Origin of the sequence: Paenibacillus sp. FSL W8-0194, from assembly GCF_037969745.1 — a bacterium.
GTDB lineage: Bacteria > Bacillota > Bacilli > Paenibacillales > Paenibacillaceae > Paenibacillus_AQ > Paenibacillus_AQ cookii.
Map to the genome: position 1 here is coordinate 513,034 of NZ_CP150205.1, position 18,942 is coordinate 531,975.

At 51.3% G+C, this 18,942-nt stretch carries 17 protein-coding genes; 16 read left to right on the top strand and 1 reads right to left on the bottom strand.

The genetic code is table 11. The features are described 5' to 3' along the window. Positions 1 to 359: 359 nt before the first annotated feature. From coxB to MKY58_RS02280, 16 genes are all read left to right on the top strand, one after another. Positions 360 to 1,403 (top strand): cytochrome c oxidase subunit II, encoded by a 1,044-nt coding sequence (gene coxB / locus MKY58_RS02205; RefSeq protein WP_036708780.1) that lies wholly within the window; start codon positions 360 to 362, stop codon positions 1,401 to 1,403. 111 nt (positions 1,404 to 1,514) lie between these two features. After that, positions 1,515 to 3,365, top strand: coding sequence for a cytochrome c oxidase subunit I (ctaD, locus tag MKY58_RS02210; RefSeq protein ID WP_052146912.1), 1,851 nt, complete (start codon positions 1,515 to 1,517; stop codon positions 3,363 to 3,365). After that, complete coding sequence (locus MKY58_RS02215; protein WP_036708785.1) at positions 3,362 to 3,979, top strand: cytochrome (ubi)quinol oxidase subunit III; 618 nt, start codon at positions 3,362 to 3,364, stop codon at positions 3,977 to 3,979. The genes ctaD and MKY58_RS02215 overlap by 4 nt, the downstream gene beginning before the upstream one ends. A gap of 3 nt (positions 3,980 to 3,982) precedes the next feature. After that, positions 3,983 to 4,303: a cytochrome C oxidase subunit IV family protein gene (locus MKY58_RS02220; RefSeq protein WP_212952253.1), complete on the top strand. Its 321-nt coding sequence runs from the start codon at positions 3,983 to 3,985 to the stop codon at positions 4,301 to 4,303. Positions 4,304 to 4,404: 101 nt separating this feature from the next. Further along, entirely contained in the window at positions 4,405 to 5,313 is a 909-nt protein-coding gene (gene ctaG / locus MKY58_RS02225; protein ID WP_339323274.1) for a cytochrome c oxidase assembly factor CtaG, read from the top strand. 33 nt (positions 5,314 to 5,346) lie between these two features. After that, positions 5,347 to 5,811 (top strand): DUF420 domain-containing protein, encoded by a 465-nt coding sequence (locus tag MKY58_RS02230; RefSeq protein ID WP_339323275.1) that lies wholly within the window; start codon positions 5,347 to 5,349, stop codon positions 5,809 to 5,811. A 369-nt stretch (positions 5,812 to 6,180) separates the two neighbouring features. Continuing rightward, the gene (locus MKY58_RS02235; RefSeq protein ID WP_339323276.1) at positions 6,181 to 6,999 is read left to right on the top strand and encodes a DUF4850 domain-containing protein; all 819 of its coding nucleotides are present in this window, start codon (positions 6,181 to 6,183) and stop codon (positions 6,997 to 6,999) included. A 244-nt stretch (positions 7,000 to 7,243) separates the two neighbouring features. Continuing rightward, positions 7,244 to 7,963 (top strand): hypothetical protein, encoded by a 720-nt coding sequence (locus MKY58_RS02240; RefSeq protein ID WP_339323277.1) that lies wholly within the window; start codon positions 7,244 to 7,246, stop codon positions 7,961 to 7,963. A 95-nt stretch (positions 7,964 to 8,058) separates the two neighbouring features. Beyond that, positions 8,059 to 8,469 carry a GntR family transcriptional regulator gene (locus MKY58_RS02245; protein ID WP_339323278.1) on the top strand — a complete coding sequence of 137 codons (411 nt, stop codon included), beginning with the start codon at positions 8,059 to 8,061 and terminating at the stop codon, positions 8,467 to 8,469. Continuing rightward, entirely contained in the window at positions 8,469 to 9,383 is a 915-nt protein-coding gene (locus MKY58_RS02250; protein WP_339323279.1) for an ABC transporter ATP-binding protein, read from the top strand. Before MKY58_RS02245 ends, MKY58_RS02250 begins: the two co-directional genes overlap by 1 nt. A 4-nt stretch (positions 9,384 to 9,387) precedes the next feature. Beyond that, on the top strand, positions 9,388 to 10,290 hold the full coding sequence (locus MKY58_RS02255) for an ABC transporter ATP-binding protein (protein WP_339323280.1): 903 nt from the start codon (positions 9,388 to 9,390) through the stop codon (positions 10,288 to 10,290). Continuing rightward, a complete protein-coding gene (locus tag MKY58_RS02260; RefSeq protein ID WP_339323281.1) occupies positions 10,283 to 11,575 on the top strand; it encodes an ABC transporter permease in 1,293 nt (430 codons plus the stop codon). The genes MKY58_RS02255 and MKY58_RS02260 overlap by 8 nt, the downstream gene beginning before the upstream one ends. A gap of 41 nt (positions 11,576 to 11,616) precedes the next feature. Further along, a complete protein-coding gene (locus tag MKY58_RS02265) occupies positions 11,617 to 12,831 on the top strand; it encodes a TraB/GumN family protein (RefSeq protein ID WP_339323282.1) in 1,215 nt (404 codons plus the stop codon). Positions 12,832 to 13,357: 526 nt separating this feature from the next. Further along, complete coding sequence (locus MKY58_RS02270; RefSeq protein WP_339323283.1) at positions 13,358 to 14,896, top strand: spore germination protein; 1,539 nt, start codon at positions 13,358 to 13,360, stop codon at positions 14,894 to 14,896. 6 nt (positions 14,897 to 14,902) lie between these two features. Continuing rightward, positions 14,903 to 16,012, top strand: coding sequence for a spore germination protein (locus MKY58_RS02275; RefSeq protein ID WP_339323284.1), 1,110 nt, complete (start codon positions 14,903 to 14,905; stop codon positions 16,010 to 16,012). Beyond that, positions 16,009 to 17,211: a Ger(x)C family spore germination protein gene (locus MKY58_RS02280; RefSeq protein WP_339323285.1), complete on the top strand. Its 1,203-nt coding sequence runs from the start codon at positions 16,009 to 16,011 to the stop codon at positions 17,209 to 17,211. The genes MKY58_RS02275 and MKY58_RS02280 overlap by 4 nt, the downstream gene beginning before the upstream one ends. Positions 17,212 to 17,427: 216 nt before the next feature. On the opposite strand, the gene MKY58_RS02285 is transcribed toward MKY58_RS02280, so the two are convergent. Next, positions 17,428 to 18,915: an acetylhydrolase gene (locus tag MKY58_RS02285; RefSeq protein ID WP_339323286.1), complete on the bottom strand. Its 1,488-nt coding sequence runs from the start codon at positions 18,913 to 18,915 to the stop codon at positions 17,428 to 17,430. Positions 18,916 to 18,942 lie beyond the last annotated feature (27 nt).

Sequence of the window (18,942 nt, forward strand, 5' to 3'; positions counted from 1 at the left end):
GGATGTTGAATTTTGACGATTTGGTGACGTTTTGATGGACGAATCCGGAGGGAAAGTGAATGAAAAGAGGGAAAAATGGGTATACGAAAAGGGAATAACATGGTTGCAAACGGAAGGTAGAAAGGGGCCGCGCAGCGTGTCCGAAAACGATTGCAAATGCTTGCGTGGCGCGACTTTCAGCACTTTTCGAACAATTTGTGAACTAGGTCAGAATCATTGACAAAATATTACCTTAAACTTATATTAAATAGGTGATTGTTTTAGTTGACAGTAGCAATACATCCGTTATAGCGCAGGTATGAGACCGCCTAGTGCCTCTTTGGCGGCGCCTGTGAAAATGTAAAAAGTGGGGTAGATCAATGATGAAACGGTGGCAGGCTGTAAAGCGACTTCTTCCCTTGCTCGCAGTGTTTTCTCTGCTTTTAGCCGGGTGCGGCCGCGAGGACTTGTCGGCATTACGACCACAGGGGCCTGTGGCGGAAGGACAGTACGATTTGATGAAGCTTTCAATCACGATCATGATCGTCGTCCTGATCGTCGTATTTGCAATTGCGGTGTACGTTTTGATTAAGTTCCGCAGGAAAAAGGGACAAACGGAAGTGCCGAAACAAGTGGAAGGCAACTTCAAGCTGGAGGTCATTTGGACCGTTATTCCGCTCGTTCTGGTATTCATTCTTGCCGTACCGACCGTGCAAAAGATTTTTGCTTTTGGCGACGATCATTACAATGAGAAGGGTTCCGTGCAGGTAAAAGTAACCGGCCACCAGTACTGGTGGGAGTTCGAATACCCGCAATACGGCGTGAAAACCGCTCAGGAACTGATGATCCCGACGGGCAAAAACATTGCCTTCGAACTGAAGACGGCGGACGTTCTCCACTCCTTCTGGGTACCGTCCTTGTCCGGTAAAATGGACACCAACCCGGATGGAACGATTAACAGATTCAGCTTCAAGACCGACAAAGAAGGCGTTTACCGCGGTAAATGCGCCGAGCTTTGCGGGGCTTCGCACGCGCTGATGGAATTCAAGGTCAAGGCGGTAAGCCCGGATGCGTTTGATAAATGGGTAGCCGCAATGAAAGCGCCTGCGGTTCTGCCTAAAGATCAGGCACTGGCCGAAACGTTCAAAAAATCTTGCTTGTCTTGCCATGCTGTAGGTGACCAAGGCGGTCCTGTGGGCCCGAACCTTACCGGCATCGGTTCGCGTGAATCTGTTGCGGGTATCTTGCTGAACGAGGGTCAAGACGGAGGCAAACCGGTGAAGGAAAACCTTAAGGAATGGCTTGAAGATCCGCAAGCCGTCAAACCGGGCAACAAAATGCCAGCTCCAAAAGATTTGGGTCTGACAGACGAACAAATCGATGGCATTGCCGATTACTTGGCTAACTACAAATTGAACTACTAAGGCGCCGATTCGCATTTTTTGAACGCGCCAATCGTTATCAACAGCAAGATTTTTTATAAGGGGGTACCAACCTTGGCTCATGCTCATAGTGTCAAGCGCCACAAGGGCTTGATGGATTGGCTGACGACAGTCGACCATAAGAAAATAGCCATTCTTTATTTGCTGGCCGGCGGTTTGTTTTTCGCGATCGGCGGCATCGAAGCGATTCTGATCCGGCTGCAGCTGATTAAGCCGATGAATGATTTCGTCTCGGCGCAAACCTTTAACGAATTGATTACGATGCACGGAACGACGATGATCTTCCTGGGCGTCATGCCTGTCATCTTCGCGCTGATGAACGCGGTGATCCCGCTGCAGATCGGCGCGCGCGACGTCGCGTTTCCGTTTTTGAACTCTCTGGGCTTCTGGACATTCCTGTTCGGCGGCTTGCTCCTTAACCTGAGCTGGATTATGGGTGGAGCTCCAGACGCGGGCTGGACATCATATACCCCGCTTTCGACAAATACTTACAGCACCTCGCATGGCGTCGACTTTTACACCGTCGGCCTTCAGATTGCCGGTCTCGGTACGCTGATCGGGGGCATCAACTTCCTGGCGACCATCATCACGATGCGCGCCCCAGGCATGTCTTTCATGAGAATGCCGATGTTTACATGGACGTCTTTCATCACGTCCGCCATGATCCTGTTTGCATTCCCTGCCATTACGGTAGGTTTGGTATTGCTGTCGTTCGACCGGATTTTGGGAGCGAATTTCTTCGAAGTCGCCAATGGCGGTAACCCCGTTCTTTGGCAGCATATCTTCTGGATCTTTGGCCACCCTGAAGTGTATATCCTCATCCTGCCGGCATTCGGCGTCATTTCCGAGGTTATACCAACATTCTCGCGCAAACGTCTTTTCGGTTACAGCTCGATGGTATTCGCTACGATCCTGATCGCCTTCCTGGGCTTCATGGTTTGGGCGCACCACATGTTTACGACGGGTCTCGGACCGGTTGCGAACGCGCTGTTCTCGATTGCGACGATGCTCATCGCGGTGCCTACGGGCATCAAAATCTTTAACTGGCTGTTCACGATGTGGGGCGGGCAGATCCGTTTCACGAGTCCAAACTTGTTTGCGATCGGATTTATCCCGACATTCGTTATGGGTGGGGTAACAGGCGTGATGCTGGCTTCGGCTCCTGCCGACTTCCAGTTCCATGACACGTATTTCGTCGTCGCTCACTTCCACTACGTTATCGTGGGCGGTCTCGTATCGGGCCTCTTGGCAGGCTTGCACTACTGGTGGCCGAAAATGTTCGGCCGCATGCTGAACGAAACGCTCGGCAAAATTTCTTTCTGGTTCTTTATCATCGGTTTCCATCTGACGTTCTTCGTGCAGCACTTCCTGGGTCTGATGGGGATGCAGCGTCGCGTATTTACGTACCTGCCTAACCAGAATTTCGACACGCTGAACTTGGTAAGTACGATCGGCGCCATCCTGATGGGCATCGGCATTTTGGTCTTCCTGATCAATGCGTTTGCGACTTGGGCAAAACCGAAAGGCGTTGCCAACGATCCTTGGGAAGACGGACGTACGCTGGAATGGACCATCGCGTCTCCGCCTGCGGAATACAACTTCAAGCAAATTCCGCTCGTACGCGGCATCGATGCTTTCTGGAAAGAAAAAATGGCCGGCAACAAGGAAATGACTCCTGCGGAACCGCTGGGTCCGATCCACATGCCGTCGCCAACCATTTTGCCTTTCGTCATGTCCGTCGGCATTTTCATTGCCGGTCTCGGATTCATGTTCAGCAAAGAGCAATTCTCGAATTCCTTTATGAGCATGATTTTCAACAACTGGATCGTTGTCATCATCGGTCTGGTCATCACGTTCGGTTCCATGCTGCTTCGTTCCTTGTATGACGATCACGGCTGGCATATCGAAGTAGAAGAGCTGGAGGAAGAGGGGGTAAAAGCATGAGTGCAACGCACACAGAAGGCGCTTTGCCGCACGAACCGGAAAAGGCGACGTTAGAAGGCCGCAATAAAGTACTCGGCTTCTGGCTCTTCCTTGGCGGAGAGGCCGTATTGTTCGGTACCCTGTTCGCGACGTTCCTGGCGCTTCGCAATCAAACGAATGAAGGTCCTACCGCGAGCGAACTTTTCCAACTGCCGATGACGGCGATCACGACGTTGATCCTGCTCGTCAGCAGCTTGACCAGCGTGTTCGCCGTTCAGGCGATGCACCGCCACAAGGTCGGCGCGCTGCGCGGCTGGCTTGCGATTACGGTCCTTTTGGGTCTGGCCTTCCTTTGCCTTGAAATTTACGAATTTGCCGAATACGTCCATGCCGAAAAATTCGGCATGACGACCAGTGCATTCAGTTCGGCGTTTTATACGCTGGTCGGCTTCCACGGCGCACACGTTGCGTTCGGGGTCGTCTGGATTTCCATCCTGATTGGACAGCTCTTTAAAAAAGGTTTGACGGTCGTAACGGCGCCTAAGATTTACGTGTCGGCCATTTACTGGCACTTTATCGACGTCGTTTGGGTATTCATCTTTACGGTCGTTTACCTGCTCGGGAAGGTGGGCTAAGATATGACGACAGAACATCAGGCGAATCGTGGCATCGTGAAACATAGCGAGCGCCACGAGGGGCCTCAAAAGCATATCATCGTTTTCATTTTCTCCATCATTCTGACAGCCATTGCCTTTGCGGCCGTTATGGCGGGCGGAGTGAACGCCGCGTTTACCGTGCTGCTGCTCCTGGTGATGGCCATACTTCAGGTTCTCGTCCAAATGGGTTATTGGATGCACTTGAAGGATCGCGGTCATTTGATTCCGATTATCTTCATGATCGGCGGATTTTTCGTAGCCGGTACGGCGATTGTCACAGCATTGTACTGGGTATGGTGGTAAAATAGATAAAGAGGCGGGCTTTGTTGCCCCCTCTTTTTTTCAATGGAAGGCCATTGTCACAAATTCGACAGAACTGATACCGCTTGAGAGGAGGTTTTCACATGCTGGGGTTAGAATATTTTAGCTTTAGCGAATTGTTTAGTCCGCTGTTTCTGGCGTTTATGCTGCTTGTAACGGCTGCATATTTCGTCGTGATCGGTCCGCTTAGCGAGAGGTTTGCGGGGAGCGAACCCGTCCCTGTAAGCAAAAAAATCAGCTTCGTCTGCGGTATGCTGGTGTTATACCTTGCTCAAGGCGGCCCAATCAGTCTGCTCGGACATATGATGTTTACGTTCCACATGACGACGATGGCATTATCCTATCTGGTGGCGCCGCCGCTGCTAATGATGGGGATACCGGCGTGGTTGTGGAGAGCGATTTTAAAGGTGAATCCGTTCAAAAAGCTGGGGTTTTTATCCCGTCCGATCGTCGCTGCGCTCGTATTTAACGGCTTGTTTTCGTTTTACCATTTTCCGGCGGTACATGACTACGTCATGCTGCATTTTGCCGTGCACCGTCTATATTATCTGGTGCTGTTCATTGCGGCTATTTTGATGTGGTGGACGCTGATCAATCCGCTCCCGGAAAAAGACAAAGCTTCGGGGCTGGCCAAAATCGGTTATATTTTCTTGAACATGGTGCTCCTGACGCCGGCTTGCGGCCTGATCATTTTTTCGGCCAAGCCGATGTACGCCACATTCAGCGATCCGAACGTATGGGCCGAAGCGATGGGATACTGCGTGTCGGGCGATCCGTCCAAGCTTCTGCAAGCGTTTGGCGGCCCAACCTTTTTTAACATCATGAGCACGAAGGTCGACCAGCAGGTAGGCGGCATCGTCATGAAGTTCATACAGGAGTTCATTTTCGCCTCGATGCTGGGAAGAGTATTTTTCCGCTGGTATCGGGCTGAAAATAAGGAAGAAGACATTCCGCCTGCCGAGTTTAACGAAGGTTCATTGAATCGGGCGTAAACCGCCCGCTTTTGTGAAGTAAGGAGGATTTCGATGGATTTATATACGCTGCTGCCGACCATCAGCACGTCGTTTATCGTCATCAGCGCGATTTTGGTGGCTATAGGCTGGGCGCTCATTATTCGCGGCAAACGGGAAGCCCATAAAAAAGTGATGATCCTTGGTGCCGTTGCGGCGCTCCTGTTTTTCATCATTTACGTGTCCAGAACGGCATTCGTAGGCAACACTTCTTGGGGCGGCTCGGATGAGCTTCAAGTATACTATCAGATCTTCCTCATCTTCCACATTACCCTAGCGACCGTAGCTGCGGTGTTCGGAATAACGACGCTGGTGCTTGGCTTCAAGGAGAAATTCGCGAAGCACCGGAAATGGGGAAGAGTGGCGGCAACCATCTGGTTCATTACCGCCATTACGGGGGTCGTGGTTTATGTCCTGCTTTACGTCTTGTATCCGGGCGGGCATACGAAACCGGTTTGGGACGTTATTTTGGGCGCTTGACCAAGCGAATATGTTCGTTCGAGTGAACGGCTTTAAGAAAGACCTTTTCGAGTTGACCTGGAGGTGCTTCGGCATCTGATACATGCAGGCCAAATGAAAAGGTCTTTTTGTTTTTTCTCCCTCATATTAGTATTTGTGCGCTTTTTCGCGGGTAAACCGGATGATCATGATAAGGGGTGAAAGCATCAAGTCGGACAATTTACAGAAAAATTAAAAAATTGATAACTTTATGGTCCCTCATTACGTCTAAAGAGTATAAGAGTGAAACTCCAAATCACTAAAGAAAGTCCGGGGATCCACATGAAACGTATCGGCAAAACTTCATCGGGGAATATGAGGGGAAGGCTTTACATCTTGGCGGCTGCCGTTATGCTAATCCTGCTTTTTACCACCTCGTTATCAACCCCCGGCTCGATGTCGGCAGACAAGCAGCATGATCAAGAACAAACCGGTCAGCGTCCGGAGGACCAGCCCGCTTCGGGCCAGGAAGGCAATTCAAGCCCAGGGCAAGGCGGCCCTGCAAGCACAAGCGAGCAGGCAAGCGTGCAGTGCGGCGTGCTGAAGCTGGATCAACCGGGAGAAGGCATCGGTCAGATTCCGCTGTATTGCATCTCGGGAACGTTTTACGGCGGGATGACGCCGCCGAATGTTCCGCATAAGGATTTGCCGATATTGCGGGGAACCACCATTCCGGTTCCTGAATTGGCGCATTGGGGAGCCTTTTTCCTGAATGAAGGCAGCAATCACGGTTATCTGCTTCTGGCTCCGCGCCACTGGAAGGTCGTGACGGCGGATACCGGCATGGACGGCTCAGTCAAAATCGAGCTCCAAGACCCGTCCAACCCCCGCATCCGCATGACGTACCTGGACACGGGATCCTGCGGCGGATGCGCGATTCAAAGGATCGGAAGTTATTTTCCGGGTATGAAGGCATGGGCGGAAGAACAAGGGATGATCCCGGATCTGCCGGCATTCGAAAAACGTTCGATGCTGAACGAACATGTCGTTCAATATCGCATGCAAAAAGACGCCGAAGCCTATCAGACGTTCGGGGCGGCCTACCGCTTTACAGGGCAGGACCATAACGCTTTTTCGATGCTGGAAATCGAAGCGCCCGAAGCCCAGCTGAAGGTTATGCAAAACATGCTTGATTTTTTTGCCAAGTATCCGGCTGCATTCATTTATTGATAAGTGATCAAGTCCTTGCGCAGCAAGGCCCGAGATCCGTTACGGCGGATTCGGGCCTTTTTTTCGTCCCATAAATTTTTCCAAACTTTTAGCGAAACGGCTATTGCATGAGTGTGCTTCACCCTGTATACTGTGTATAAAGATATATACAGTGAGCACAGTAAACGTGGCATATGCACACCTGAGAAGATGGAACAATTTTAACCTGACGGATAAGTCTTGACGGGAGCGAGGGAGAGCCGTTTTGGAAAACGCGAGAAAAGCTTGGTTCATCATGCAGAAGGACCTGAGATGTGAGAAAAGATATCTGGTTTGGACCGTTGTTTATGCGGTATATATGGCGGTGATGATCGGGATGGCCGTTCGGGGGCAGATGGAAGCGCCGGAATACGTAAGCCCGGTCACCGACGGGATGTTTTTGCTGCTCATTCCGATGCTGGGTTTTTATTTCAGCCGAAGATCCTTCAAATATTTGAGCGAGGATTCGTATACGCAAATGCTGGCGTATTTCAGGGCGCTGCCGATATCGGATCACGTCATTATCAGCTATCGCCTGCTGCAGATGTTTATCGCTTTCAGCATCAATGGCATCGTATTTTTCGGGATCATGTTCTGGACCGCCGAACCGATACGAAGCGGCATATCGTTGGCCGGTTATGCGGCTTTTGCGTTGACATGGATCGGTTATGGACTGGCGATTTCGGGACCTTATATGTATTTTGAATTTGCCAAACACGGCAAAGCGTATTTCAGATCGACGTTAATCCTGTTTGGTGGAGCGATTGCAGCGGCGGTCGTCATTAAAATATGCGGCGGAAACATGCTGCTTTATTCGATCGAGGCGGGGACCCGGTGGAAGCTGCTTTCCCCCCTGATGTGGGGCATGCTTGCGGCAGCGGCCGCGAGTTTGACGGTGTTTACGAGGTTAACACGGCTTAAACTGAGAAGCAGAGACTTGGTGTAACCCGACCGGAATAAGGATTGGATTAAAGGCTGACCTCTGGCAGAATTGCCGAAAGCGGCGTACTGACCGGGAAAGCAAGAGGTGAGGTGCGAAAGGTGTGGATCCCAATACAACTGAATGAAAATAGCGCTGAACCGCTTTATCATCAGATCGAATCCCAGTTAAGGTCGCTGATCATCAGCGGGCAAATCAAGGAGGGGACCCTATTGCCGTCCATCAGGGAATTTGCTGGAGGTTTGAACTGCAGCGTCATTACCGTCCGCCGGGTGTATCAGGACCTGGAAAGCGAAGGGCTGCTGCGAACGAAGCAGGGCACCGGAACGTTTGTCGCCAAGGTCGGCGATACGGAACGGGAGACCTTCAGGCGCGAAGCGGTAGAGGAGGCGCTGCGTTCGGCGGTGGACGTCGGCATGTCCGTGAAATACGAAGAGGAAGAGCTGAAGCGGCTGTTTCTGGCTATTTTGCATAAAAAATATCATCCGGACGGGAAGGAAGGTGAGTCATAATGGAGCAAACGGCCATCGAAATGAAGGGCGTCGAGAAAAAAATGCGGCAAAAGCTGATCGGCCCGATCAACCTGAAGCTGCCTAAAGGATACGTCATCGGATTGATCGGGGAAAACGGTTCGGGCAAAAGCACGCTCATTCATATGATTTTGAAAATCGTTTTTCCCGACCGGGGCGACATTGCCTGGTTCGGCGAAAGTTATCCCTACGAGATTCCGCAGCAGGTGCGGCGCCAAATCGGGTTCGTGTCGGAAAAGTCCAGCGTCGAAGAGGACAATTTGACCGCGGAGGAAGCCGCCGAGTTCCGGGCGGAATGGTATCCGGAGTGGGATCAGACGTATTTTGAGGAGCTGCTCGGAAAATTTAAGGTCCCCAGAAACATCAAGCTGAAAAAAATGTCCAAGGGGGAGCGGCGCAAATACGAAATATCCGCCGCGCTGGCGCATCGCCCCAAGCTGCTGCTGCTCGACGAACCTTCCTCGGGGCTCGATCCGTTCGCTTGGAAGCTGATGATCGACGAGCTTCGCGAGTACATGGAATCCGGGGAGGCAACCATTTTGCTTTCGACCCATATCGTCGAGGAAGTGAAAAGGCTGGCCGATTACGTTGTGCTCCTGCATCACGGCAAGCTCCACGGCATGGCGGAAAAGGACGGCCTGATGGACAATTGGAAAGAGCTTTGGATCAGCGGCGGCATGGACCTGGCCGAGGATTTGCCCGGCATCATTCAGGTCCAGCAGGATTTCCATGGCGTGGTGCGCATGATTACGACGGAGTGTTTGCAAGCGGAACGGATTTTGCACGACTCGGGCATCTCGGTGTTAAAGACGAGAACGCTTGAGTTGGATGAAATATTAAGCCTGTGGCTCAAAGGCCATCTGCCTGCGGGAATGCAGTCAGGGAAAGGAGATTAAACGCATGGTATCGTTGCAATTGGATCACGTGTTTAAGCAGTATGGGGAAAAAACGGCGGTGAACAACATATCGCTCCAGGTAGGGCAGGGCGAAATCTACGGTCTTTTGGGCGCAAACGGCGCCGGCAAAACGACGACGATGCGGATGGTGCTGGGGCTCATTTATCCGGACGGGGGCGAAATCCGTTACCACGGCAAGCCCTACAGCAATGAACTGACGCGGGTGATGGGATATCTGCCCGAGGAACGAGGCTTGTATCCGAAGATCAAGGTCAGCGAGCAGATCGTTTATCTGGCGCGGCTGCGCGGGATGTCCAAACAGGACGCGGACAAAAGCCTGCGTTATTGGCTCGACCGGTTCGAAGTGCCGGAGTATTACGATAAGCGGATTGAAGAACTGTCCAAGGGCAATCAGCAAAAAATGGGTTTTATCGCCGCCGTCGTGCACAAGCCGCAAATTTTGATTTTGGATGAAGCCTTCAGCGGCCTGGATCCGGTCAACGTGGAACTGCTCAAGGCGACGGTCAAAGAGCTCCGGGACAACGGAACAAGCATTTTGTTCTCCACGCACCGGATGGAACATGTCGAGGAGCTGTGCCGCCGCATCACGATTCTTCATCGCTCTAATACGGTAGTGCAGGGGGATATCAAGGAAATCAAAAGCCGTTACCCGCGGGAAGAGGTCGTGCTGCATACCGAGGGAGAGGTGGAACGGCTGGAATCCATCCCGGGCGTCAAATCGGTGGAACGCAACGAGCGGGGATACCAGATCAAGATCGGCACGCTGGATACGGCTCAGCTGATTTTGCAGCATGCGATGGCGCAGACCGTCGTTGAACGCTTCGAAATCAAGGAGCCGACGTTGAACCAAATCTTCATTCAAGAGGTGGGTGAATCCAATGAGTAACAATCTGGGGACGATTATCGGTTTTACGTTCAAAAATAAAGTCAAAACGAAATCATTTCTCATTACGACGCTGGTGCTGGCCATTCTGATCACGATCGGGATGAACGTGCCGTATTTCATCAAACAATTCAGCGGCGGGGACGACGGCCCGGATCGAATCGGCCTTTTGACCGGCAGCGGGCAGGCCGTGGCGTCCGAGCTGGAAAAGTATGCGGCGGCTTCGGGTAACAAGGATTATACGTTTGTGAAATATGAAGGAAATGCCGAAGATCCGTTGAAGCAGGACGTGAAGGACGGCAAGCTTGAAGGGTATTTGAAGTTCGAGGAGGATCCGGCCGATTCGTCTTTTCCGAAAGTCGTATATGCCGGCGAAGGCGGAATGGGGCAAGGGCTGAGCACGTATTTGCAAGGAGCGCTGCAAAACGTCAAAACGGCCATGATCGCCAAGGATGCCTTGACCGCGGAGCAAATCGCCGCCCTGAATAAACCGGTAAGCCTGGACTCGCTTGACTTATCCGAAGAGGCGAAGGCCAATGCCGGAGGGGACACGGAAAAGGAAAGAAACCAGAAAATCATGAATTACGTCACGGTCTATTTTCTCATGATTTTGTTCTTCAGCTCCAACATGATGACGGGCAACATGATCGCCGCGGAAGTCACCGCCGAAAAAAGCTCGCGCATTATGGAAATTCTCATTACGAGCGTGAAACCTCTGAACCAAATGTTCGGCAAAATCATCGGGATTTTCCTGGTAGGGCTCGTTCAAATCGCCGTGTTTGGCGTGGTGGTGGCAGCGAACCTCATGCTGCCGAACAACGTGGGCATGCTTCAGGAGTTCCATCTGAGCCTGACCGATCTCAATATTTCCGTGCTGCTGTACGGTCTGGTGTTTTACATTGTCGGCTACTTCCTGTTTGCGGTGCTGTATGCCGCCGTCGGTTCCATCGTCAGCCGCACCGAAGAGCTGGGGCAGGCGGTCATGCCGATTACGATGCTTGGGCTTGCCGCGTTCTACATCGGCATTTTCAGCATCAGCTCGCCGGGAACGATGCTGATCAAAGTCACGAGCTTCATCCCGTTCACGGCTCCTACCGCGATGCTGGTGCGGATCGGAATGGGTACCGTGCCGACCTGGCAAATTCTGATTTCCCTGGCGCTGCTCGTCGTATCGATCATCGTGTTCGGCTGGTTGTCGGCCAAGATCTACCGCACCGGCGTTCTGATGTACGGCAAACGTCCGTCGTTCAAAGAGCTTCGCAAAGCGATGAAGGCGTACAAGATTTGAATATCATCCAAATACTCATTTCATTTTAAGGAGAATCCAACATGAAACATTGGAAACGAATGCTCTTATCCATCACGATCTCGGCGGGACTCATGGCCACGGCTGCGCCTGTCATGGCCGCTCCGCAGCAGCCGGCAGTCAAAGTGAATAACCATGCCGTTCAATATGCCGGAGGGGCGCCGATCATCGAGCAGGGGACCACGTATGTTCCGCTGAAATCGACGCTCCAGGCCATGGATGCGAAGCTGACGGGCGCGGAGAATGATACGATTCACGCCGTCGTGAACGGCAAAACGATTACGCTGAAAGGCAAACTCAAACGCATCAACGGCGTGACCTATGCGCCTATTCGGGTGGTTGGCGACGCAGCGGGTTACGAGGTTCGCTGGGATGCCAACACGCGCACGGTTCTGCTCGTTTCCAAGGGAGCCGAAACCGCCAAGACCGGCGGCAAAGGTTTCATGTGGGAAGTGGAGAACAACGGGAATACGGTGTATCTGGTAGGCTCGATCCATATTGCGGATGACAGCTTTTACCCGCTGCGTCCGGAGTTTGAAGAAGCGTTTGCCGAGGCCGACTATCTCGGCGTCGAGATCGATTTGAGCAAAGCGGCCGACGAAGCGCAGCAGAAGATGGTCATGGATATGGGCATGTATCAGGACGGAACGACGCTGAAGAATCATATTTCCGGCGAGACGTACGCCAAGCTGGGCAAAATTCTGCAGCAAAGCGGCATGAAGCCGGATGCCTTGGATGCCTTCAAACCGTGGGTCGTCGAAACCACAATCAGCAGTCTGAAATCGGTGAAGGCCGGATACGAAGCGGCTGCAGGAATCGACCTGTATTTCATCCAAAAAGCGATCGAACGCAAAATCCCGGTGGTCGAGCTGGAATCCTATGAGTCCCAATTGAGCATGTTCAACGGCTTCTCCAAGGAATTGCAGGAGAAAAACCTGAACACCGCGCTGGACAATTTCGACGTGCTGGATGACGGTGTAGACAAGATGGCCGAGATGTGGAAAACGGGCAATGACGAGCAGCTGCTCGAGCTGACCAACAGCATGGCCTCCGAGCCGGAATACAACAAAGCGATGCTGATCGACCGAAACGAGAAAATGGCCGAAAAAATCGACGGATACTTGAAAAACGGCAAAAAAGAAGAGTATTTCATCGTGGTTGGGGCGGCTCACTATTTGGGCGAGCACGGCATCATCAAGCTGCTGCAGGATAAAGGATACACTGTCGTTCGGAAGTAAATCGACTTGAATTCGTTGAGGCCCAAAGACCAGGTTTGAAGAAAATGTAGAAAGATGCACAGCCTTTTGTCCCCCGAGCCTTTGCCGTTACCGCGGCAAAGGCTCTTTTTAGCGTACGCCGAAAAAGAGATATCCAGGCTGTTAACGAGCGGCCTTAACCGGAAAAAGCGCCGGCTAGGCGCTCTACGTTCCTGTCCCCAGGCTACCCCCTGCACGGAACGAAAAGCTTCTGTGGGGGCATCCATTCCAATGATCATCCGTTCAACTCCTGCATAGTCGATGTATGAAGAATAAACGGTTGTTGCTTAGACCATAATGGAATTACAGGGATTCTTGTCTATACGACGCAAATGTTGCCTTAACAGGGGGCCGACATGTGGAAAATGGTGCTTTTCTACCTTCCGGATTGGAAGGTTTTTATGCAGGGTTTCATTGCATTTGCGATTCCGTATGTGCTCTCAAGGTTTTTTAAATGGATTCATCACTCCAAGGAAGACGAAGGAAAATAACATGGCAGGTACCAACGATGGAACAACATGAAAATAAAGAAAACAACACATGGAATGCTGCCCAAGCCTCATTAGAGCCATTTACGGGGAATTTTGCCTTAGATCTTGAACGGGTGAGAAAAGAAATCGGTCATAACTCGGATGTGCACTTTAGGGAGTTTCAGATCGGAGGCACAGGCATTTGTGCTGCCGTCATTTTTGTGGATGGACTGTCGGATAAAGAACTTATCGACAAACACATTATGAAATCGCTGATGGCGAGCTTCTCGGAAAAACATCATCAGGAGCCAGCCTTTGTGCAAGGCCCTGTTTCTAAAGAGTATATTAAAAATCAAGTTCTTACCATTGGTGAAGTAACGGAAGCACGTCATGCAAAAGATCTGGCGTCCAAGATATTGACGGGTTCGACCGCCCTGTTAGTGGACGGCGTGCGGAATGCGCTCATTCTCGGTACAACCAAAGGGAAGTCGCGCAATATGGAAGAACCGTCATCGGAGCCGTTGGTTCGAGGCCCGCGGTTAGGTTTTACGGAATCGTTAAAAGATAATACCGCCCTCTTACGACAGCAAGGCGGCAACAACAACTTATCCATCATCAAGTTTCAAGTAGGAGAGCGTTCAAAAAAAGAACTCGTCATCGCCTATATCCAAGATCTGGCTGATCCTGCTTTGGTGGAAGAGGTCCAGCAAAGAATCAAAAAAATCAATATCGATGATGTGCCGGAATCAGGCTATGTAGAGCAGCTGATCGAGGACAATTACCTCAGTCCTTTTCCGCAAGTACAGAATACGGAGCGCCCCGACCGCGTATACAGTGCCTTGATGGAAGGACGAGTTGCCATCCTGTTGGACGGGACGCCTTTCGCTTTGATCGTTCCTGCTTCATTAAGTATGATGCTGCACTCACCGGAAGACTATTATGATCGTTGGATGCCGAGTTTCCTCATCCGCTTATTACGATATTTTGCAGCCCTCATCTCGCTTTTTGGACCCTCCCTGTATATTTCGTTCGTCTCGTTTCACCAAGGGTTGATCCCTACCAAACTGGCCTTGTCCATCATGGGCACGAGGGAAGGGGTACCGTTTCCCGCCATCATCGAAGCCCTGATCATGGAAGTTTCGATCGAGATCCTGCGGGAGGGCGGTCTGCGATTGCCTACACCTATTGGTCCGGCCATGGGGATCGTTGGCGGATTAGTCATAGGGGAAGCAGCCGTACAAGCGGGGATTATCAGTCCTATTATGGTGATCGTGGTGGCGTTGACGGCGATTTCCTCCTTCGCTATCCCTCAATACAGCGCCGGAATTTCGTTTCGCATGCTTCGTTTTGCAGCCATGTTTTTCGCGGCGGTGTATGGATTGTACGGGGTGGTTTTGTTTTTCCTTTTCCTTTGCAGCCATTTAGTGAGGCTGAAGAGTTTTGGCGTTCCTTTTATCACGCCGGTCGTTCCGTATCGAGTGAGTGATTGGAAAGACTTTATGATTCGAATGCCGCTTGTGAAAATGAGACGCTTTCGGAAGGCGATACATAAGAAAGATTCCATGCGTAAAGGATAGCTCTTTATGAAAGGAAATAAAACCAACATGAGTAGTCCAAAAGGCCAAATTACGAATTTGCAGGCAGCGGTTATCCTCGTCAATTACATTCTGGCAGCCGGGATCCTCACCCTCCCCCGAACATCCGTGGAGAAGGTGAAAACACCCGATGTGTGGATCACCGTTATTTTGGGCGGGATCATCGCCATGATCATAGGGCTGATCATCGTGAAATTAAACCAGCGATACCCCGAAAAAACCTTCTATCAATACAGCCAGGAAATTGTAGGAACGTGGGTGGGCGGGTTCCTCAGTTTGCTTATTATAGGTTACTTTTTTACTCTTTCTGCATATGAAGTCAGAACGATGGCAGAAGTAACCGGGCTTTTTTTGCTGGAAGGAACCCCCACCTGGGCCATCATCCTTCCTTTTATATGGATAGGTCTTTATCTGATCATAGGCGGAATCAATGCGATCGCCCGATTGTTCGAAATTATATTTCCTATTACGATCATCATTTTTTTACTGGTTGCTTTTTTGAGTTTAGGCATATTTGAAATAGATAATCTCCGTCCCGTATTAGGATTGGGAGTTGTCCCTATGCTCAAGGGAATCAAGACAACTACGCTCGCTTTTTTAGGTTGTGAAATTATGCTGCTCCTTGTAGCATTTATGAAACAGCCGGACAAAGCCGCAAAAGTCGTTCTGATTGGCGTATTCATCCCTTTGCTTTTTTACGTCATCACCGTTGTCATGGTCATCGGAGCCCTGTCAATCGACGGAGCGGTCATGAGTACATGGCCTACGCTGGAGCTGATGCGAAGTTTCGAGATCCCCGGGTTGATCTTTGAACGGTTTGAATCTTTGCTGCTTGTCATCTGGATTATGCAAATATTCACGACCTTTACGATTACCTACTATGCGGCTGCTTTAGGTTTGGCCCAACTTTTCAAAAAGAAGATTCGCCCATTTGTTTATGGCTTGGTTCCGATTATTTATCTCATTGCCATGGTTCCAAAAGATATCAATGACCTGTTTAAATTCGGGGATATGGTCGGCAATGCCGCGTTATTATTATTTGCCGTACTGCCAGTCATTTTGCTTCTGGTATCGAGCGTGAGAGGTGGAAAAGCTTGAAGCACGTTACGGTACGAAACCTTTTGATTTCGCTGTTGGTTCTTACACTCCTGTCTCTTACAGGATGCTGGAGCAGTAAAGAAATTGAGGATTTAGGCCTGGTTGTAGGCACTTCTTTGGATCTGGACACACAGGAGGAGTCCCGGGAAGAATCTGCTGGTCAAGCAGGCGGGTCTCCCCGCCGGGATCGAATTACGATAACCAATCAGTTTGTCACCGCAGAGACGACAGGCAAAGGCACAAAAAACGCTTCTTCACAACCAAAAGCTTATAACAACGTTTCCGAAACCGGAGATGCGATCATCCCGACCTTACGCAATATGATATTAAGAATCGAAAAGCGCGCCTTTGCCGAGCATTCAAAAGTGATTATTATTGGCGGGGATCTTGCACGTACCTTGGATCTGCAAAAGATCTTGGATTTTTTTATTAGGGAACAGGAAATGAGGCCAAGCTGCCTCCTTCTCATCGCTCAGAACCGGGCGAGCCAAACGCTGGATTCGAAAAAGCCGATGGAAGTTCCAGCGTTTAAACTGGTTGAAATGACACATGGCCACGGCAGAACCACCAAGATATTACCACCGACAACACTGACCAAGATCGAGGGGAAGCTGCATTCCGGGACCAGCTTTCTATTGCAAAATGTCGTCTCGTCGGCGAGTGGCGACATAAAATTTGAAGGAGCTGCCGTCATTGAAGGGAAAACCAGAAAGCTGCGCGGATTTTTGAATGAAAAGGAATTGGAAGGCTTAACGTGGATCATCGGAGAGGGGAAGGGCGGTTTGGTTAAAAGCGTGGACAAAAAGACAGGTGAGCCCATAGTATACGAGGTGTTGTCCATGAAAAGCAAAATGAAGCCCCGCGTTGATGGAAACAACATTTCATTTAAAATAGAAATCGAGTCTGAAGGAAGAATCGCCGAGCATTGGGTGGTTTCGGAGAAAACCATCGAAACGGACTTTTTGAAAAGAGCGGAAAAAGCGGCCGAAGAAGAGGTGGAGCGTTTAGTAGAGAATGTATTGGATAAAATTCAGCATGAATACAAAACGGACGTTGCCGGCTTCGGAAACAAATTGAGAATTGCATATCCTCATGTATGGAAAACAGTCAAAAAAGATTGGGATCAAACCTTTAGCGAGGTTCCGATCCGGTATGAGGTCAACCTAACGATCAAAGATTATGGGACGGCCGATGAATAAGTTGGGTGCTAAAAACGGCTGAAGGACGGGGACGAGGCGGCTGCAGGGATCAGCCTGTATTTCATTCACAAAGCGATCGAACGCAAAACCGGTCCCGCGTTACTGCAAAATCCGGATCGGAAATTGCACAAACAAAACATATTAAGCTAAAGACGTACCAAAGCCCCGGGCAGGCATGCCCGGGGCTTCTTTGCGGTACGTGGATACGTTGTGCGGCTATGGCATGGTTACGCCCGGAAGGCGGCCGGCAACCTCCTCGATGGAGGGACCGGGATTTCCCTTGACGTAACGATCGAAAAATGCAACGGTGAGCGCGTTGATCGAAGCTTGCGTCTGCCTCGGTTCGGCTCCTTTCGGGTGAAGCAGCGGCGAGAACAGATAAAAATCGGTAAAGCTCATATGGTTCGCGTGGGCAAAAGTGACCGAATACGCCTCGCTCGAGGCAGTGGCCCGCTGGCGTCGTTTCGCGGACTCGTCCCAAAATTGTTCGTAATCCTCCCGGCTGCGGCCGGATTGCTGGATCGCCTGATCCAGCGATTTGTCGAAGACGTCCCGGCTGATGCTCAGCTCCGCGTTCATTTGCAGATAGGGTTTGCCGAAGCCGCCTTCCGGCACAGGCTTGCCGTAAAGCGTGCCGTCCATGTTCAGGGCTGCTTTGACCCGTCCATCCGCCAGCAGCATTTGCGCTGCCGTGGCGCCGCCGAAGGAATGTCCGAACATGCCGACCTTGTTTAGATCGAGCCTGCCGGAAAACATCCCTTTTTGGCTCGGATCGTTCAAACGCTGCAGTTGATCCAACACGAATTTGGCGTCTTGGACCCATAATCTGCTTTTGTCCACATAAGCATCGAAGCCGGATGTATGTTCAAGCTTTAGCGTGGCCGTATGGTCCGGAAAAACGACGGCGGCCGCATCGTAGGTATGGTCGATGCCGACCACGACATATCCGCGGCTGGCGAGTTCCGCCACCTGAAACGTGTTTTGGTTCCGGAAGCCGGTTAATCCGTGGGAAAACAGCAGCACCGGGTAACGTTCCTGTTCCCTGGATGGTTCCGCATTTTGCATTGCATCGGTATGCACGTATTTGAGCTGGCCCAGCAGGAACGGGGGAAGGGTGATCGCCTGGCGCAAGCCGTCCAATATTTCCGGCAGGTGCTCGATGTAGGGGGCCGGCCCCGTTCCGGTACCGGCTTGGGCCGGATACCAGATTTGAATCATGAGCTTTCGGCGATCGGCAGGGTCTGCGGTGGCCGGTTCTTCCCTGCTTGGATCTTCAAGCATCATCGTCGTGGTTCCTACCGGGTACGGCCCTTGGGGTTTGGCGAAACTGAAGACGGGCAGAAGGGTCGGCAGCGCGACCGACACTCCCGCATATACGAGAAACAGAAACGCCACGATTCCGCGGCGGAGTCCTTTGGCTGCGGCGCGCGGTTTTTCCGGCAGCGTATCTGCCCGGGCCTCCGCTTTTCGCGACGTATGCCGGCGGAGCAGGGCCAAGCCTCCGGTGACAAGACTGGCTGCGTAGACGGGAAGCATCTGCCAGCGATATCCTTCGGCGATTATTTGAACCAAGCTAAGAACTGCCGTTGCGGCGGTGGCCCAGGCATACCCGTAAAACGAGCGCCCCCGTTTCCTAGTAACCAGAACGCTGCCGAGAATCAGCGTAAAGTTCGCGATGAATAAGGCAATTTCCCAGATTCGCATGTTTTTCCTCCTGTTTTGGATGTGTAC

Coding starts and splice junctions, on each gene's coding strand:
- coxB (WP_036708780.1), top strand. CDS start 360: ATGATGAAACGGTGGCAGGCTGTAAAGCGACTTCTTCCCTTGCTCGCA.
- ctaD (WP_052146912.1), top strand. CDS start 1,515: ATGGATTGGCTGACGACAGTCGACCATAAGAAAATAGCCATTCTTTAT.
- MKY58_RS02215 (WP_036708785.1), top strand. CDS start 3,362: ATGAGTGCAACGCACACAGAAGGCGCTTTGCCGCACGAACCGGAAAAG.
- MKY58_RS02220 (WP_212952253.1), top strand. CDS start 3,983: ATGACGACAGAACATCAGGCGAATCGTGGCATCGTGAAACATAGCGAG.
- ctaG (WP_339323274.1), top strand. CDS start 4,405: ATGCTGGGGTTAGAATATTTTAGCTTTAGCGAATTGTTTAGTCCGCTG.
- MKY58_RS02230 (WP_339323275.1), top strand. CDS start 5,347: ATGGATTTATATACGCTGCTGCCGACCATCAGCACGTCGTTTATCGTC.
- MKY58_RS02235 (WP_339323276.1), top strand. CDS start 6,181: ATGCTAATCCTGCTTTTTACCACCTCGTTATCAACCCCCGGCTCGATG.
- MKY58_RS02250 (WP_339323279.1), top strand. CDS start 8,469: ATGGAGCAAACGGCCATCGAAATGAAGGGCGTCGAGAAAAAAATGCGG.
- MKY58_RS02255 (WP_339323280.1), top strand. CDS start 9,388: ATGGTATCGTTGCAATTGGATCACGTGTTTAAGCAGTATGGGGAAAAA.
- MKY58_RS02260 (WP_339323281.1), top strand. CDS start 10,283: ATGAGTAACAATCTGGGGACGATTATCGGTTTTACGTTCAAAAATAAA.
- MKY58_RS02265 (WP_339323282.1), top strand. CDS start 11,617: ATGAAACATTGGAAACGAATGCTCTTATCCATCACGATCTCGGCGGGA.
- MKY58_RS02270 (WP_339323283.1), top strand. CDS start 13,358: ATGGAACAACATGAAAATAAAGAAAACAACACATGGAATGCTGCCCAA.
- MKY58_RS02275 (WP_339323284.1), top strand. CDS start 14,903: ATGAAAGGAAATAAAACCAACATGAGTAGTCCAAAAGGCCAAATTACG.
- MKY58_RS02285 (WP_339323286.1), bottom strand. CDS start 18,915: ATGCGAATCTGGGAAATTGCCTTATTCATCGCGAACTTTACGCTGATT.